The following is a 16,747-nucleotide window of genomic DNA, read 5'->3' on the forward strand; positions in this document are numbered from 1 at the left end:
CCTGGTGGTGGAATTGGTAGACACAAGGGATTTAAAATCCCTCGACGTTCGCGTTGTGCCGGTTCAAGTCCGGCCCGGGGCACCATCTATTTGATTGTTACCTTTTACTTGGTAATGTTCAAAAGAGTTGTTCTCTTAAAACACTATTTAAGGCGCCTTGGCAGAGTGGCTATGCAGCGGATTGCAAATCCGTGGACCTCGGTTCGACTCCGGGAGGCGCCTCCACTATTCAAAGTTGAAAGGCCAGCAGAAGTGCTGGCCTTTTTGCTATCTGAAATTCTAAATCCCCATGCTACCTCCAAACTCCCACGTATGCTCTCTAATCAGTAGCACCTCAAGGGGCATAGCCCTTATCTGATCACTTTCTTTGCAGTTTTTTTCCTTGTGTAAATCTATCATTTGCTAAACAACCAGCAGCATCTGTTAACTCGTTGTGCAGTTTGTGAATGGAATTAGTGGGGAATGGAAAAGGGCGACTGTCTTTTGCGTCATTAAGTTCTTCATATTTATACATAGTTACTCATGATCCTGTAACGCTTTCATGAGTTATTACACTTCTAATGACTACAAATGAAAATGATTGTCATTTACTTACGTTGTTGCTAGTCTATTGTGAAATATTACAACAAGCATGCTTGTGTGTGAAATTGCCTATAAAACGCCTCTAAACCTTATCAAACCTATGGTTATTCGTTTGCTATGGCGTAAAATTAGCCACTTCTACCTCTTTTGTTCTACCCCTTTTGGGTAGTTCGATTTCGTAATTGATTTACATCATATTTTCATTTTCTTTCATAATTCATTATTCGCTCAGTTAAGAAATATATAACCTTCAGGAATTCTTATGAGCAAGATGAAGCTAGTCGTAATCGGTAACGGGATGGTCGGTCATCGCTATATCGAAGATTTAGTCGAGAAGACAGATGTTGCTAACATGGACATTACGGTGTTCTGTGAAGAGCCTCGCGTAGCCTATGACCGTGTACACCTTTCTTCTTATTTTTCACACCATACTGCGGACGAACTTTCTTTAGTTAAAGAAGGCTTCTACGAGAAACACGGCATCAACATGCTAATCGGCGAACGTGCTATTAACGTTAACCGTGAAAAGAAAACAGTTTACTCAAGCACTGGTCGTGAAATTCAATACGACAAACTTATCCTTGCTACCGGTTCATTCCCATTCGTTCCACCAATCAAAGGTAACGAAGGTAAAGACTGCTTTGTTTACCGCACAATCGAAGATTTGAAAGCAATCGAAGCAACGGCTAAGAACTCAAAGTCTGGTGTGGTTGTTGGTGGCGGTCTGCTTGGTCTTGAAGCGGCAGGCGCACTAAAAGCACTTGGCGTAACCACGCACGTTGTTGAGTTTGCTCCAAAGCTAATGGCTGAGCAGCTTGATCAAGCGGGTGGTAACCAACTTCGTCAAAAAATCGAACGCATGGGCGTTAACGTACATACAAGTAAGAACACGCTTGAGATCGCTCCTGAAGGCACTGAAGCTCGTAACGTAATGCGCTTTGCAGACGGTACTGAGCTAGAAACTGATTTCATCGTATTCTCTGCCGGTATTCGCCCTCAAGACAAACTTGCTCGTCAAATGGGGCTGGGTATTGCGCCTCGTGGCGGTATTGAGATTAACGACCACTGTCAAACGACAGACAAAGACATCTACGCAATCGGTGAGTGTGCCTCTTGGAACCAAACGTTCTACGGCCTAGTGGCTCCTGGTTACAAAATGGCGACAGTCGCAGTTGACCACATTGTTGGCAACGAAAGCACATTTGAAGGTGCTGACATGTCTGCGAAGCTTAAGCTTCTAGGCGTGAAAGTAGGCTCTATCGGTGATGCGAACGGTCGTACTCCTGGCTGTAAGAGCTACGTTTACCAAAACGAAGAGCAAGAAGTTTACAAGCGCCTAATCGTTTCTGAAGACAACAAGAAGCTGCTTGGTGCAGTAATGGTTGGTGACACGTCTGACTACGGTGATCTTCTACAGCTTATGCTGAATGAAATTGACCTGCCAGAACACCCAGATGCGTTGATTCTTCCTGCACACGCTGGTGCTGAAAAACCAACACTTGGCGCAGACTCTCTTCCTGAATCTGCAGTTATCTGTTCTTGTTTCGATGTAACGAAAGGCAAGATCGCTCAAGCGGTTGCTGAAGGTCACCACACAATCGGAGATATCAAAGCAGTAACGGGTGCGGGTACTGGCTGTGGTGGTTGTATTCCACTAGTGACTTCAGTACTTAATGCTGAACTTGCTAAAGCAGGCGTAGAAGTTAAGAACGATGTGTGTGAGCACTTTGCTTACTCTCGCCAAGAGCTTTTCCACCTAATTCGCATCGAAGAAATCAAAACGTTCGATGAGCTACTAGAGAAATACGGTAAAGGCTACGGTTGTGAAGTATGTAAGCCTCTAGCAGGTTCTATCCTTGCTTCTTGCTGGGGTGAACACATCCTTAAGCCTGAGCTAGTGAAGTTGCACGATACCAACGATAACTTCTTAGGTAACATGCAAAAAGACGGTACTTACTCTGTTATCCCTCGTATGGCGGGTGGTGAAGTAACGCCTCAAGCGCTAAGCGTTCTGGCTGATGTTGCGGCTGAATATAACCTTTACACTAAGATCACTGGTGCACAACGTATCGGCCTGTTCGGTGCTCAAAAAGATGACTTACCAGCAATCTGGAAAAAGTTAATCGCTGCAGGTTACGAAACGGGTCAAGCTTACGCAAAAGCACTTCGTATGGCTAAGACATGTGTTGGTTCTACTTGGTGTCGTTACGGCGTTCAAGATTCAGTTGGTCTTGGCGTGATGATCGAGAACCGTTACAAAGGCATCCGTACGCCTCATAAGATGAAGTTTGGTGTGTCTGGTTGTACTCGTGAGTGTGCTGAAGCTCAAGGTAAAGACTTAGGTATTATCGCGACTGATGCAGGTTGGAACATGTATGTTTGTGGTAATGGTGGTATGAAGCCTCGTCACGCAGACCTGCTAGCAAGCGACCTAGACCAAGAAACGCTGATCAAATACATCGACCGTTTCATGATGTTCTACATCCGCACGGCTGCTCCGCTACAACGTACTTCGGTATGGATGGATAACCTAGAAGGTGGTGTGGATTACCTACGTGAAGTCATCATCGACAATAAGCTTGGTATTAACGACCAACTTGAAGCTGACATCGCTGGCCTTGTTGACAACTTTGCTTGTGAGTGGACAGACACTATCAACGATGAAGCTCAACTTAAGCGCTTCGCTCACTTCATCAACGCTGATGACCGTGATGAAAACGTTGTGTTTGTTGATGACGGCCGTGAACAACACCGTCCTGCGACATTCACAGAGAAACACCCTGAAGCGAAGGGCGATATCCTTCATGTTGAACTGGTTTAATTGGGAGACGACATCATGGCATTTACCAAAGTTTGTAAGATCGAAGACATTATCCCAGGTACAGGTGTTTGTGCATTGGTTGCTGGTGAGCAAGTGGCTGTCTTCCGCCCGACTAAGGCTGAAGAAGTATTCGCGATTAGTAATACAGACCCTTACTTTCAATCTAACGTGTTATCACGTGGCTTGATTGTTGAGCACAAAGAAGAGCTTTGGGTGGCAAGCCCACTTAAAAAGCAACGCTTTAACCTAGCAACAGGTGTGTGCATGGAAGACGAGAACTTCAACGTGAAAGCGTACAAAGCTCGTGTTACCAAAGGTGCTGTAGAAATCTCTGCTTAATCTTTGGATGAGTAAGATTTGATAGTTCAAGGGTTCTAGTTCTCGATATTGCCTTAACTCGGCAACTAGAGCCTTTTCCTATCCAATTTTAACTTTTAATTTTACTTTTTTAAGGACAACATTATGTCTCCTGATTACAAACCAGCTGAATTCGTTCAAACGATGATCGATGTGGGTGAAGCGAAAACTAAAACAAGTACTCGCGATCTTCTGATTCGAAGCACTATGGCTGGTATCATCCTTTCTTTAGCGGTTGTTGTTGCGATTACAGCAATGGTACAAACAGGCATTGGCCTTGTTGGCGCACTAGTGTTCCCGGTTGGTTTCGTTATTCTAAGTGTTATGGGTTACGACCTAGTAACTGGCGTTTTCGGTCTTGCTCCTTTAGCTAAATTCGACAACCGCCCAGGCATCACTTGGGGCCGTATCCTACGCTGTTGGGGCATTGTTGGTCTTGGTAACCTTATTGGTTCTTTGATTGTTGCTTTCCTAGTGGCTGTTTCATTAACAGGTAACTTCTCTCTAGAGCCAAACGCTGTTGCTCAAAAGTTCATTGCTGTTTCTACAGGCCGTAGCTTAGGTTTTGAAAATATGGGTATGGACGGGTGGATTACGTGTTTCGTACGCGGTATCTTCTGTAACCTAATGGTATGTTTAGGTGTGATTGGTAACATGACAGCGCGTACTGTGTCTGGCCGTGTAGCAATGATGTGGTTCCCAATCTTCATCTTCTTCGCACTAGTATTTGAGCACACAGTAGTAAACATGTTCCTATTCCCACTGGGTATGATTCTTGGCGCTGACTTCGGTATCGCAACATGGTTGAACTTCAACCTTATCCCAACAATCCTAGGTAACATCGTTGGTGGTCTACTAATGACATGTGTTCCTCTATACCTTACTCACGCTAAAACAGCTCCTTCTCTAGGCGCTAAGTAATTCTGAATACGGTGAAACGTAATTTAGTATGAGATTGAAAGCCCCAACGAAATGTTTGGGGCTTTTTTAGTTCAAATGCCTTAAGCATCACCAAGGTGTTGATTCTTATTGAGTAATACCAATCACAGCAAGTAAGTGATCAGAAATAGCGCAGGAAAAAGGCTTGAGAACGAGACAGAATTTTTCGATAAGTAGTTATCCTACAATCAAAAATTCTAACGAAGTTATCGAGCGTTTTAACCAGCTAGGATGAACAGTTATTTACTACGATTGGTATCTAATACCTGCAATAGATCGTTTTGTTATAATTACTTCTATCTTCGTTAGTATTTAAACTGAATATTTATATCAACACCTGATAGTCTAAGGGTTAAGGATTTGGATAAGTCATCATGAATACAGTGACTTATCACATAGATTGAAGCTTGAGATAAAACAAGCAAACCTTCGGAGCACAGCATGTCAGAAGTATCGTCATCGAATGTTAAAGAAGTAAACAAAGGATTTGTTTCATTGGTAGGTGCAGGTCCAGGCGACCCAGACTTACTTACGCTAAAAGCGGCACGAGTGATTCAACAAGCAGACGTCTTGGTATATGACCGCTTGGTATCAAAAGATATCTTGGCGATGGCTAACCCAGACGCAGAAATGCTGTATGTGGGTAAAAAGGTTGATCATCACTGTGTACCTCAAGATCAGATCAACCAATTATTGGTCACTAAAGCCCAAGAGAATAAGCATGTAGTACGCCTGAAAGGTGGTGACTCGTTTATCTTTGGACGTGGCGGGGAAGAGTGTGAAACTCTGGCTGAGAATGATGTGAAATTTGAAGTCATTCCGGGTATCACTGCAGCGGCTGGTGCTACGGCTTATGCGGGTATCCCGTTGACTCACCGTGACCACGCGCAAAGCGTCCAGTTTATTACCGGCCACTTAAAGAAAGGTGGCGAAGATATCGACTGGCAATCTCTTGCTCAACATAATCACACGATCGTGTTCTACATGGGTTTAAAAGAGAGTCCGAATATTCAGAAAAACTTGCTTGATAATGGTATGCGAGCAGACATGCCTGTAGCGATTATCGAAAACGGTACGCGCCAAGAACAGAAGGTGTATCGTGGTGGATTGAGTGACTTAGCTAACCTTGCGGCTGTCGCTAAAAGCCCGGCTTTGATCGTTGTTGGCAGCGTGGCTCAACTTCATGAAAAACTCGATTGGTTTAACAAGTAATCAAGTCACGCTTTATCGATTTGTATAGAGTTAAATACTGCAGCGGCTACTTTGTCGCTGCATTTCTTGTTGGCGCATTGGCATTTCATCGATGATGTTGGTGATTTTCTGCCAGTCCGTCTTACCATTCCATCTGTGCTTCTCTTTTCCGTCTTTACCAATTAATACCGCGGTGTGTGACCCTTTAGGGATCTCATAAACGCTGGTTACTGCCTCCAAGTTAAACTCTTCTTCTAACCAAGTGGGTACGGTGTAGCCACTCTCTGCTATCACCATAATAACCACATCACGTTCATCCAATTGGCAGTTGTTTATCAAGACTTCGTTGAGAAACTCTTTGACGACAGTATCTTCTTCAGGCGCAAAATAAATGACGCTGCGATGTGGTAGTGGCTTTGAGTGAGAATACGCAGGATAGGCAAGTACCGAATGAATGGTGAGGCTAAAAATCAATACAGTACTAACAGTCACTAGCTTGAGCATAGTTAACAAACTACTTGAGGGGTTGAGAGCGACTTTTGCTATGTTGCCGATGCTTCCGTGCGATTTATGTTGTTGTCGTTGTAGCATAGCCAACCTCCCTTCAGTAGCTTGTTAGCTTTACTTGTATCTCTAATTGCTAGCCCTTGTGAGATGGTCATCAAGGACAAAGACGAGCGTCCAATCTGGTAGACACCTATTAAGCATAGTTAGGATTACATTAAACATGCTTAGATTTACGTTAACTGTAACCAACAGGTTCATTTTTATTGGATAAAGCGACTCGCATTTTAGGGTTGAATAGAATAGGGTATACCGAAAATCTAAAGGTATGAATTTATGGAAAACATAGCAATTCTGGTCGACGTTCAAAACGTTTACTACACGACGCGAGACAAATACCGTTCTAACTTTGACTATAACCAGTTTTGGTATGTTGCTACGGAAGGTCGTCATGTTGTTGCAGCTCATGCGTACGCCATTTCTAGTCAAGATCCCAAGCAGCGTCAGTTCCACCATATTCTTCGCGGTGTGGGTTTTGATGTGAAATTGAAGCCATTTATTCAGCGTCGTGATGGCAGTGCAAAAGGAGACTGGGATGTGGGTCTTGCCCTAGATGCCATTGAACTAGCAGAGAACGTTGATACGATCGTTCTAGTTTCTGGAGACGGGGACTTTGAGATTCTTGTGGAAAGAATAAAACAGCGCTTTGGCAAAAAAGTGGAAGTGTATGGTGTACCTGGGCTTACTGCTCAAAACCTTATCGATTCTGCCTCAAAATTTGTACCGATTGAAAAAGATTTCCTTCTATAACGGGAAACGCGCACTTTATAATTGAAATCAATAATAACGATAATTAGAATGCAAACTATTATTATTTATTGGTTTGTATGATGTCGCGCGTTTTAGTTGTTGATGATGATATTCAGTTGTGTGAATTATTGGGTGAAGTTTTAGAAAATGAGGGGTATCACGTTGATACCGTTCATTGTGGCGAGGCTGCGCTAGAGTTTATCCAATCCAACCCTGTTGATTTAGTGTTACTTGATGTGATGCTGCCAAACCTTAGCGGAATTCAAGTTGCAAGACGCATCTGCCAGCGTTTTGCTACACCTATCTTGATGTTAACGGCACTCAATGACGATGCATCGATGCTCGATGGTTATCAAGCGGGTGCCGATCAATACATCGCCAAACCTTTCAATGTTCCTGAGCTACTGACTCGTATTAAGGTTATCTTACGTCGAGTTGGATTTGAGCGTCAGAGGCAGTCTCTAGCTTCATCTAACCACGGTTTGTGTGAACAGATCTCCCGTTTACCCCTCACGGGCACAGAAAAAGATCTGCTTGATTATCTGATCAAGAACGACGGCATTGTTGTTTCCAAGTCAGATCTGCAAATACATGTGTTAAAGAAAGAGTTGTGTCCCTTTGATCGCAATCTAGATATGCACATCAGCAATATCCGCCGAAAATTGGTGCAGGCGGGTCTGTCGAAACAGCACATTAAAACCGTTCGTGGTAAAGGCTACAGTTACCTAGAGTCGGTTGGAGCATGAGTTCCACACTAATACGTTGCCCGGATTTCATCGCTAAGCGTAAAGACGGGTTAACCTTTCAGCTGTTCAGCTATCTGACAGTGATTCTTGTGAGTATTTTGATCTTACAAGGTGTGGCGGAAAGAGCGTTGATGAAGGCGCTCCTTAAGGTGCCAGAATCCGTCAAAGAAGAGATGCTCGACCTCGCTTATCAAGCCAACGTGTTGATCGAAGAGGGTGATATGGATGAACTCGCTGACTGGGGTAACGCCCAACGGTATTATTTGTTTGTTATTGACGAGAATAACCGCCCAATTACACACCGACACATGCATCCACACTTCGAATTTAAATTGAAGTTTCTGCGTACCTTAGATCACCAACTGAGTGACCGTGTGAGTAAGCCTATTTTTGGTTTGCCATTGGATAACGGCAGTACGTTGGTTATTCAACTTCCTCACCAGTTTCACCCTGCAAAATCCTTTGCACCGTATTCTTACATGTTGAAAGCCGTGATCGCTTTAGTCGTATTGTCGCTGTTCTCAATCATTATGGCTAAAAGTCTGCAACAACCCCTCGACCGTTTAAGAGAGGCCAGCAGAAGATTAGCAGAAGGCGACTTCACGGTGAGTGTTGTCTCTGAGTTAGATTCAACGACACGTGAATTTAACGAACTTGCCCATGATTTTGATCACATGACATTTGAGATTAAATCTTTAGCCGAAAAGCAGCGCCGCTTGATACGAGATGTCTCTCACGAGCTCAGAACACCTTTAGCAAGGCAAAACCTCGCTCTGCATTTGTTGCGTAACAAGGTAGATGACAAGAGTGCTGGGCTGCTCGATCGTATGGAAAGTGAAACCGAAGAGATGAATAAGCTAGTGGGCGAGATCCTCGAGTTTAGCCGCTTAGAAACCTCTCGTTACGATTCCAAGCTTAGCTTGATGCAGTTAGAACAATATTGCTCAATGCTTATTGCGCAAATGCAAAACGATTTGAAACCTAACCAAACCTTAGTTGGAGATTTAGAAACACCAACGTCTATGGTCAATATAGATGAACGGTTGCTTTTGAGAGTGATAGGGAATTTGGTTGGCAATGCAATTAAGTATGCAGGTGAGCATGCTCATATTTCGGTAACGACGTATGAAATGACTATTGATCAACGTTACAGTGTCATTTCTGTAGAAGATGATGGAGAAGGCATCCCTGATAACAAAATTGCAGGTATCTTTGACCCGTTTACTCGTATTGAATCAGCAAGAGACAAACGGTCTGGTGGTTACGGTCTGGGCCTTGCCATCGTGAAAGAGGCAATGGTTGTGATGAATGGTCATGTGACTGCGGAGAATAGAGAAAGTGGGGGACTCAGAGTGAATATTATGTTCCCAATTAGTGAGTCCGCTAATTAATCTTACCGCTCTGGTTATGGTACTTCTTTAAATCCATAAAAAACGCCACAGCAAATGCTGTGGCGTTTTTTGTGTTTGTAGCTAAAGCGTAGCCATTAATTACGCTTTAGCTTGAAGCAAGGCTGTTAGATTACGCTTCTTGGCGTGATAGCTTAACTTCTTCTTCTTTCTCACCTGCTGCAGGGTCGTTGAAGCGAGACTCATCAAGAGCGCCTTCAGACTTAGCAACGATGATAGATACGGCACTATCACCTGTGATGTTTACAGCGGTACGGATCATGTCTAGAAGACGGTCAACACCCATGATTAGAGCGATACCTTCAAGCGGTAGACCGACTTGGTTCAATACCATCGCTAGCATCACTAGACCAACACCAGGAACACCTGCAGTACCTACAGACGCCAGCGTCGCTGTTAGGATAACCATCAGGTAATCACCCATAGTAAGGTCGATGTTGTAGGCTTGTGCGATAAACGCAGTCGCAACACCTTGCATGATTGCAGTACCGTCCATGTTCACTGTCGCACCTAGTGGTACAGTGAATGAAGCGACTTTGTTGTCTACACCCATACGGTTCTTCGCAGTTTCCATTGTTACAGGAATCGTTGCATTCGAAGATGCTGTTGAGAATGCAAACATAATTGCATCTTCCATCTTGCGTAGGAACGTAATAGGGCTAAGGCCAGTGAAGCCTTTAAGCATCGCGCTGTAAGTCACCAAACCGTGTAGTAGAAGAGTACCTGCAAGCACTAAGAAGTATTCTGCTAGGTTCCAAATTGCACCTAAGCCTAAGCCAGAGAACAGTTTCGCCATCAAGAAGAACACGCCGTAAGGAGCAAGGTTCATCAGCAAAGCAACAAGCTTCATGATAACTTCGTTTAGGTCTGCAAATACAGCGGCAATGCGCTCACCTGGTTTACCAGCAGCACTAATCGCGATACCGAACAACACAGCAAACACGATTACTTGTAGTGTTTTGCCCTCAGCCATCGCCTGAATAGGGTTGGTTGGGAACATGTCGATGATTACTTGGCCAAGAGAAGGGGCATCCGCTGATTTAAAAGAGCTCGCAGCAGTCAGATCCGCACCAGCACCAGGTTGGAACAGGTTACCGATCGTCAATGCTAGAGTGATAGCAACGGCTGTAGTACCGATATAAAGTGCAAGCGTTTTGCCACCCATACGGCCAAGAGTTGATAAGTCTTTAAGGGAACTTGTACCACACACTAGCGAAACGAAGACTAGAGGGACAACAAGCATTTTTAAACTGGCGACAAAAATTTGTCCGCCTACTTCAAAGAGTCCGTTAACGATGTAGTTGTTAACAAATCCACTTTCTGCAAAAAGGGATTGAATGGCAAATCCCGTTAATATACCTACGACCATACCAAGAATTACACGGCCAGTCAGAGACATAGGTTTTTTGGTATTCATTTAGAACACTCCTTATTATTTATAACTTTGATACCTTTTCAAAGTGAGCAGGAGATTAGCAGTCGGTTGATCAAATCGAAAAACAAAAAATGAGTTTGGAATTATAGATGTGATCAAAATCACTGATAATTGTGTAAATTAAACAAATTCAAATAAAATAATTCACTGTTGGTTAACATTTGTCGAGGGTTTTATACATAAAAATGCGGAATCAAAGCTAATAAATAAGAGAAGATAAATTTTTTATCGTTTTTGGCTTGTTAGATTGAGTGAGTAAATAACGCTGTTTCAAAATTTTTGATTGTCGAGATAAGGACAAGACAAGAATCACTTCTAAGTATCTGTATTAAAGCAGGTTCTGTTACATCGAATGAATAACGCTTACCAAGGCCTTTACAAAACTTTACGAATGCAAAGAATGTAAATTTAATGCAAATGGTAATAGTTATCACTTATATTCTCTCGCGAAAAGATTCAGTGGTACCGGCAACGGTTCAGCGAGCACATCAAATAATTAACCATAGTGCTCGTATAAAAAGAATAAAAGCGGAGTAAAGGACATGTTTTCAAAGAGCCCATTGGCTTTAGTGATCGGCGCAGTATTAGCTTCACCAGCAGTATTGGCAGAAACAGTAAAAACAGACGAGCACATGGTTGTTGAAGGTCGTGACTACGGTTACAAAGCCGACACGAACACAACAGCAATGCGCATGGAGGCGACTCAATTAGAGACTCCGGGACAAGTTTCAGTAATCGATGAGCAAATCATCGATGAACAGCGTGCTAGCACACTAGGTGAAGTTCTTAAGAACGACGCTTCTGTAGGTGCCGGTTCAAAATCAACGAACCGTGAGCGTTTCACTCTTCGTGGTTTTGATTTAGACAGTAGCTCTGGCTACTTACGTGACGGTGTTCAACATTGGTCACATTACCGTCAACCAGTTGAGCTATTAGAGCGTGTTGAAGTACTTAAAGGCCCTGCAGGTCTACTTTACGGTAAATCAGCGCCAGGTGGCCTTGTTAACATGGTTTCTAAGAAGCCTGCATACGAGACTCAAGTAAACGTAAGCCAAGATATCGGTTCTGATAGCTACACGCGTACTACCGCTGATGTAAGTGGTTCACTAAACGATGACCAAACCTTACGTGCTCGTCTTATTGTTTCGCAAGAAAACCAAGACTCTTACCGCACACGTTTTGATGGCACAGATGTAGAAACCGACCGTTTTGTTGGTGGTCTATTTGTTGATTACGATATTAACGAAGACATCATGTTGTCAGTTCATTACGACCGCACAATCGAAGAGGGCGATTTAGACAATGGTTCTAAAATCGACACTTCTACAGGCAAGGCTATCGACCCTAACACGGTTAATGATCAACGTTTCGCTCAAACAGATAACGACGTTGCTAACTACGGCGCTTCGATAACTGCTAATTTAAACGAAACTTGGTCTGTTAAAACAGGTATTAGCCGTCAGTTCTACGAGCGTCAGCGTACAGAATCGAACAATACTGTATACAGCGATAAAAACGGCGGTTACGGCTACAAAGTATCAGATCGTCACGACGAGTGGACGTTTGACACGGCTTACGTAGATTTTACTGGTGATTTCGATGCACTAGGTGTAAACCACCGACTACTTGTTGGTGTTAATGGCCTTCATTACGACTACGAACGTTTATACGACTCTGGTTACACTTGTGTTAATGCAACTGAAGCCGAAGCAGAAGCTGCATGTGGCAATGGTTTTGATATGCCTTCTAACGTTAGCTACAAGAACGACAATGAAGTATCTCACTCTGAAAGCCAACACTACGGTCTATATGTTCAAGACTTAGTAACACTTAACGACCAGTGGCAAGTTCTTGGTGGTGTTCGTTTCGCATACGACAAAACGACGAGCAGTTCTAATCAAGAAGAGAGCTACAACAACATTCTTCCAAAGTTTGGTGTAATTTACTCTCCGGCTTCAAATGGTTCAATTTACGCAGTTTACTCTGAAAGTTTCGAGCCTGTTGGTGAAATCACAGATCAAGATGACGTGAACTTTGGTCAGTCTCAAGATGCTAAGAAAGGCACACTTTACGAGCTAGGTTCTAAGTGGGAACTGTTTGATGAGCGTTTGTTTGTATCAGGAGCATTGTTCCAGATCACTCAATCGAACATGCAAGTGACAGAAGACCTAGACCCAGCAAGTAATAACGGCAAAGAAACACGTACAACTCAAGTTGGTGAACAAGTTCATACTGGTGTTGAATTGGCTGCAACTGGTTACGTGACGGAAGCATTCTCTGTAAGTGCATCTACAATGTTCCTAGATGCTGAGTACCAGAATGACCCTGCTCTAGAAGGCAAAACACCTGCTGATGTACCAGAATTTACTGCGAGCATTTGGTCTACTTACTCGTTCAATAACGGTACTGACGTAAACCTTGGTGTTTACCACGTAGGTGAGCGTTACACTGAAGATTCAAACACCTTCAAAAAAGACGCATACACTCGTGTAGATATGGGTATCGCACATACAATGAAGTATGACGAGAACCTAGATTTCGTCGCACGCTTCAATGTAGAGAACCTGTTTGATACTGACTACCTTGAAGGTGGCAGCACGAGCAACGTTGTTGTTGGCGAAGGCCGCAACTACATGGCGACTTTACAGGTAAAATACTAATTTGTTAGTAGGGTACTATTGGTAGCTTAAATGCTAAGGGGGAAGTTTCGGCTTTCCCCTTTCGTGATTCTACTATTTAGTAAAAATATCCCTAGTAATGCGAGTGACTTTTAATGATAATGAGACTGCTTATCAATAAAATTCATTTAAACTTCTTCTATAGTAAATGACTACAATTATGAATCTTTTAAAATCTAGCCTAGCGCTTGCCATCAGTTTGGTTGCAACGTCTTCTATGGCCAATAGCTTGGATCAAGCTCAATCAATTCAAAACAAGACCAATAACGCGTCGGCTTCGAGCCAAAAGGTTATTGATAAAAGCTCACAAGCGACTTTAATGCTGCAAGCTGAGATTGAGCGTCTGCAAGAAGAAGTTAAAAACCTAGAAATCTATCACGATCACCTTGCTGCATTAGTTGAGAGCCAAAACAAAGAAGCTCAAAGCATTGAAGAGCAGATCGAAGAAATCAAATACACACGCCAAGGTGTCGTGCCTTTGATGTATCAAATGATCGATGGCTTGCAACAGCTGGTAGAAAAAGATGTACCGATTAAGAAAGAGCAGCGTCTAGAGAGAGTTGAAAAGCTTCAATCAATGATGACTCGTGCAGACGTAAGTGATGCTGAGAAATACCGTCGTATCCTAGAGGCATACCAAATCGAGATGGACTACGGCATTAAGTTGGGTGTTTACCAAGGTCGTGTCGCATTGGCGAGTGATAAAACCATCGAGGCAGATGTTCTGCACCTAGGTCGTATCTCTTTGGTTGCTCGTAATCTAAATGGCAGCCAATACTGGGCTTGGAATCAAACAGAAGCTCAATGGCAAGAAGTTGATTCTTCGATGAAGTCTGAGCTCGATAAAGCTTACGATATTGCTAGCCAACAAGCTGCCCCAAGCTTGATTACTTTACCTGTTTCTTTAGCTGTTGCGGAGGTTAAGTAATGAACTTAAAGCCATTAGCAGCATTGCTTTGCATCACGTCTATTTCTTTTTCTGCTTTTTCTGCTTCTGATTCAACGGCTCAGTTAGTTAACAAAGCGAAGTCAGAAAATCGTACTCAAGCTTCTCACAATGTGGTTCGTGAAGCTGACTTTAAAAAGACTGAACAAGAACTGAAAGCAATCAAAGCGCAACTTGAAGCGAAACGTACATCTGTTCAAAACGCAACAGACGTTCTTACTAAAACGTTTAGTGATAACGAAAATAAGTTGGCTCGCTTAGAAGAAAAACTGCGCTTAGAAACAGGTAGCCTTGGTGAGCTGTTCGGTGTCGTTCGTCAAAACGCAAAAGAACTCGGCGCAGAGCTTAGCTCAACAGTAAACAGCGTTGATCGCGCTGATCATACAGCGACCGTTGAACAAATTATCGATGCGAAATCACTGCCATCAATGCCACAACTCTCTGGTTTGTGGATGAGCATGGTTGAGCAGATTCAAGCGAGTTCTGAGCTGAGCAAATCTCAAATTGCATTCATTAATGGTGAAGGCAATACAAACAAGGTTGATGCTTACCGCCTAGGCTCGATTGGCCTAGTGACAGATCAAGGTTACGTTAGCTGGAACACTCAGCGTGAAGACGCAATCGCATACCTTAAACAGCCAGAAAATGGTCCAACGCTAACATCACTTTCTTCACTGGCAAATGGTGAAGTAGCAAATGTTGTTGTCGATCCTTCACGTGGATTCATGTTGGAGCAGTTGGCGCTAACACCTAGCCTATCTGATCGCCTTCAAGCGGGTGGTGTAGTTGGTAAAGTGATTCTTGGCTTGCTTGCAATTGGCTTAATCATCGCATTAGTTCGTGGCGTTTCACTAGCTATCGCTCGCCAGAAAATTCGTGCGCAACTTAAGAATCCTGAGCAAGCTGGCGATAACCCACTAGGCCGTGTTCTTGCCGTGTACAACAAAGAACAAAGCCAAACGGTTGAAGCCTTAGAACTACGTCTTTTAGAAGCGGTTGTTGATGAGCAGACTCACTTAGAGAAAGGTCTATCAATGCTTAAGCTATTGGCAGCGCTAGCACCAATGTTAGGTCTTCTAGGTACAGTAACGGGTATGATCGAAACGTTCCAGGTAATCACACAGTTTGGTAATGGCGACCCGAAAGTAATGGCGGGTGGTATTTCTATGGCGCTTGTAACAACCGTACTTGGTCTTGTCGCTGCAATGCCTCTTTTACTGGCACACAACATTCTTAGCACTCAGGCTGAAAATATTCGCAATATTCTTGAGAAACAAGGTATTGGTCTTGTTGCGGAGCAGGCGGAAAAAACGGTTGAATCAAAAGCTGTGGTTTCACCAGTTGGGACTGCTGCGTAATGGATATTTTGTCGGGTTCTCTATTACCAGCGAGTTGGTTAACGAGTGACTGGCTGCTGTCTTTATCAAGCTTTATGGAGCAGGGCGGTTTCGTCTTGTGGTGGCTAGCGGCTGTTGTCCTAGTGTATTGGGTGCTTGTGGTAGAGCGCGTGTTATATCTCGCGTTCTACTTTCCAAAGCAGCGCCAAGCTTGGATTACTAAGTGGCATGAAAGAGAAGAGCATTCTTCTTGGCATGCCAAAGCCATTCGTGAAGGTTGGTTAGGGCAAGCAAGTATTTTACTTAACCAGAACTTGAATTTTATTAAGCTGTTAGTCGCTATTTGTCCTATGTTGGGTTTGTTAGGTACCGTCACCGGTATGATCTCTGTTTTTGATGTGATGGCGACTCAAGGAAGCAGTGACCCTAAATTGATGGCTTCAGGTATCTCGTTGGCAACACTGCCAACCATGGCGGGTATGGTTGCTGCATTAGCGGGCATGTTTGTTCACGCTCGTTTAGCGAAAGTGTGTAACCGCTTAGAATTGAAATTAGAAAAATCTTTAAGGAGTCAACGATGAGACTCGGTCGACGTCATTCAAAAAACGAAGAGGCTCAAATAGACCTTACTTCGATGCTTGATATTGTATTTATCATGCTTATTTTCTTTATTGTGACCAGTTCATTTGTTCGTGAATCAGGAGTTGAAGTCAATCGCCCACAAGCTTCTAACGTAGTAAGCCAAAAGGATGCGGGCATCTTTGTTGCGATTACTTCTGCTAACGACATCTTTATCGACAAACGTGTCGTAGATGTTGAACGTGTCCAAGCAACGTTAGAACACTTGTTGCTAGAACAACCTGATGCTTCTTTGGTTATTCAAGCGGATGAACACGCTTACAACGGTACGGTTGTTAAAGTGATGGACGCGGCTAAAGGTGCGGGTGTTAAAAACATTGCGCTTGCTGCTGAAAAGCGATGATCTTGGAGGA

14 protein-coding genes and 2 tRNA genes are annotated in these 16,747 nt (G+C 43.4%); 14 read left to right on the forward strand and 2 right to left on the reverse strand.

Features of this window, described 5'->3' with window-relative positions; translation table 11 throughout:
• Window positions 1–4 precede the first annotated feature (4 nt).
• From F0232_RS21765 to cobA, 6 genes are all read left to right on the forward strand, one after another.
• A tRNA-Leu gene (locus F0232_RS21765) sits at window positions 5–85 on the forward strand.
• Between the two features lie 66 nt (window positions 86–151).
• Window positions 152–225: transfer RNA gene (locus F0232_RS21770), tRNA-Cys, on the forward strand.
• Window positions 226–844: 619 nt separating this feature from the next.
• Window positions 845–3,403 (forward strand): nitrite reductase large subunit NirB, encoded by a 2,559-nt coding sequence (nirB, locus tag F0232_RS21775; protein WP_061030882.1) that lies wholly within the window; start codon window positions 845–847, stop codon window positions 3,401–3,403.
• 15 nt (window positions 3,404–3,418) lie between these two features.
• On the forward strand, window positions 3,419–3,742 hold the full coding sequence (gene nirD, locus F0232_RS21780; protein WP_048608192.1) for a nitrite reductase small subunit NirD: 324 nt from the start codon (window positions 3,419–3,421) through the stop codon (window positions 3,740–3,742).
• A 123-nt stretch (window positions 3,743–3,865) separates the two neighbouring features.
• Window positions 3,866–4,681, forward strand: coding sequence for a formate/nitrite transporter family protein (locus F0232_RS21785; RefSeq protein WP_017062558.1), 816 nt, complete (start codon window positions 3,866–3,868; stop codon window positions 4,679–4,681).
• Window positions 4,682–5,140: 459 nt separating this feature from the next.
• The gene (gene cobA / locus F0232_RS21790; protein ID WP_061030883.1) at window positions 5,141–5,911 is read left to right on the forward strand and encodes a uroporphyrinogen-III C-methyltransferase; all 771 of its coding nucleotides are present in this window, start codon (window positions 5,141–5,143) and stop codon (window positions 5,909–5,911) included.
• Window positions 5,912–5,941: 30 nt separating this feature from the next.
• On the opposite strand, the gene F0232_RS21795 is transcribed toward cobA, so the two are convergent.
• Window positions 5,942–6,481, reverse strand: a complete 540-nt coding sequence (locus F0232_RS21795) for a DUF4174 domain-containing protein (protein ID WP_061030884.1) — start codon at window positions 6,479–6,481, stop codon at window positions 5,942–5,944.
• A gap of 249 nt (window positions 6,482–6,730) precedes the next feature.
• Here F0232_RS21795 and F0232_RS21800 point away from each other — a divergent pair, with 249 nt between their 5' ends.
• The 3 genes from F0232_RS21800 to F0232_RS21810 all read left to right on the forward strand — a co-directional run bounded on the left by F0232_RS21800 (window position 6,731) and on the right by F0232_RS21810 (window position 9,341).
• Window positions 6,731–7,204 carry an NYN domain-containing protein gene (locus F0232_RS21800; protein ID WP_105058240.1) on the forward strand — a complete coding sequence of 158 codons (474 nt, stop codon included), beginning with the start codon at window positions 6,731–6,733 and terminating at the stop codon, window positions 7,202–7,204.
• An 80-nt stretch (window positions 7,205–7,284) separates the two neighbouring features.
• A complete protein-coding gene (locus F0232_RS21805; RefSeq protein WP_032498470.1) occupies window positions 7,285–7,950 on the forward strand; it encodes a response regulator transcription factor in 666 nt (221 codons plus the stop codon).
• Window positions 7,947–9,341 (forward strand): sensor histidine kinase, encoded by a 1,395-nt coding sequence (locus F0232_RS21810; RefSeq protein WP_105058239.1) that lies wholly within the window; start codon window positions 7,947–7,949, stop codon window positions 9,339–9,341. Before F0232_RS21805 ends, F0232_RS21810 begins: the two co-directional genes overlap by 4 nt.
• A 130-nt stretch (window positions 9,342–9,471) precedes the next feature.
• Here the strand turns inward: F0232_RS21810 and F0232_RS21815 are convergent, their stop codons facing one another.
• Window positions 9,472–10,776 carry a dicarboxylate/amino acid:cation symporter gene (locus F0232_RS21815; protein ID WP_008219735.1) on the reverse strand — a complete coding sequence of 435 codons (1,305 nt, stop codon included), beginning with the start codon at window positions 10,774–10,776 and terminating at the stop codon, window positions 9,472–9,474.
• Between the two features lie 560 nt (window positions 10,777–11,336).
• Here F0232_RS21815 and F0232_RS21820 point away from each other — a divergent pair.
• From F0232_RS21820 to F0232_RS21840, 5 genes are all read left to right on the forward strand, one after another.
• Complete coding sequence (locus F0232_RS21820; RefSeq protein WP_061030887.1) at window positions 11,337–13,454, forward strand: TonB-dependent siderophore receptor; 2,118 nt, start codon at window positions 11,337–11,339, stop codon at window positions 13,452–13,454.
• Window positions 13,455–13,632: 178 nt separating this feature from the next.
• Window positions 13,633–14,400 carry a DUF3450 domain-containing protein gene (locus F0232_RS21825; RefSeq protein WP_105058238.1) on the forward strand — a complete coding sequence of 256 codons (768 nt, stop codon included), beginning with the start codon at window positions 13,633–13,635 and terminating at the stop codon, window positions 14,398–14,400.
• Complete coding sequence (locus F0232_RS21830) at window positions 14,400–15,776, forward strand: MotA/TolQ/ExbB proton channel family protein (RefSeq protein WP_105058237.1); 1,377 nt, start codon at window positions 14,400–14,402, stop codon at window positions 15,774–15,776. Before F0232_RS21825 ends, F0232_RS21830 begins: the two co-directional genes overlap by 1 nt.
• Window positions 15,776–16,336 carry a MotA/TolQ/ExbB proton channel family protein gene (locus F0232_RS21835; RefSeq protein WP_019822786.1) on the forward strand — a complete coding sequence of 187 codons (561 nt, stop codon included), beginning with the start codon at window positions 15,776–15,778 and terminating at the stop codon, window positions 16,334–16,336. The genes F0232_RS21830 and F0232_RS21835 overlap by 1 nt, the downstream gene beginning before the upstream one ends.
• A complete protein-coding gene (locus tag F0232_RS21840) occupies window positions 16,333–16,737 on the forward strand; it encodes a biopolymer transporter ExbD (RefSeq protein ID WP_004731145.1) in 405 nt (134 codons plus the stop codon). The genes F0232_RS21835 and F0232_RS21840 overlap by 4 nt, the downstream gene beginning before the upstream one ends.
• Window positions 16,738–16,747 lie beyond the last annotated feature (10 nt).

Source organism: Vibrio sp. T3Y01 (assembly GCF_013114525.1).
Lineage (GTDB): Bacteria > Pseudomonadota > Gammaproteobacteria > Enterobacterales > Vibrionaceae > Vibrio > Vibrio chagasii_B.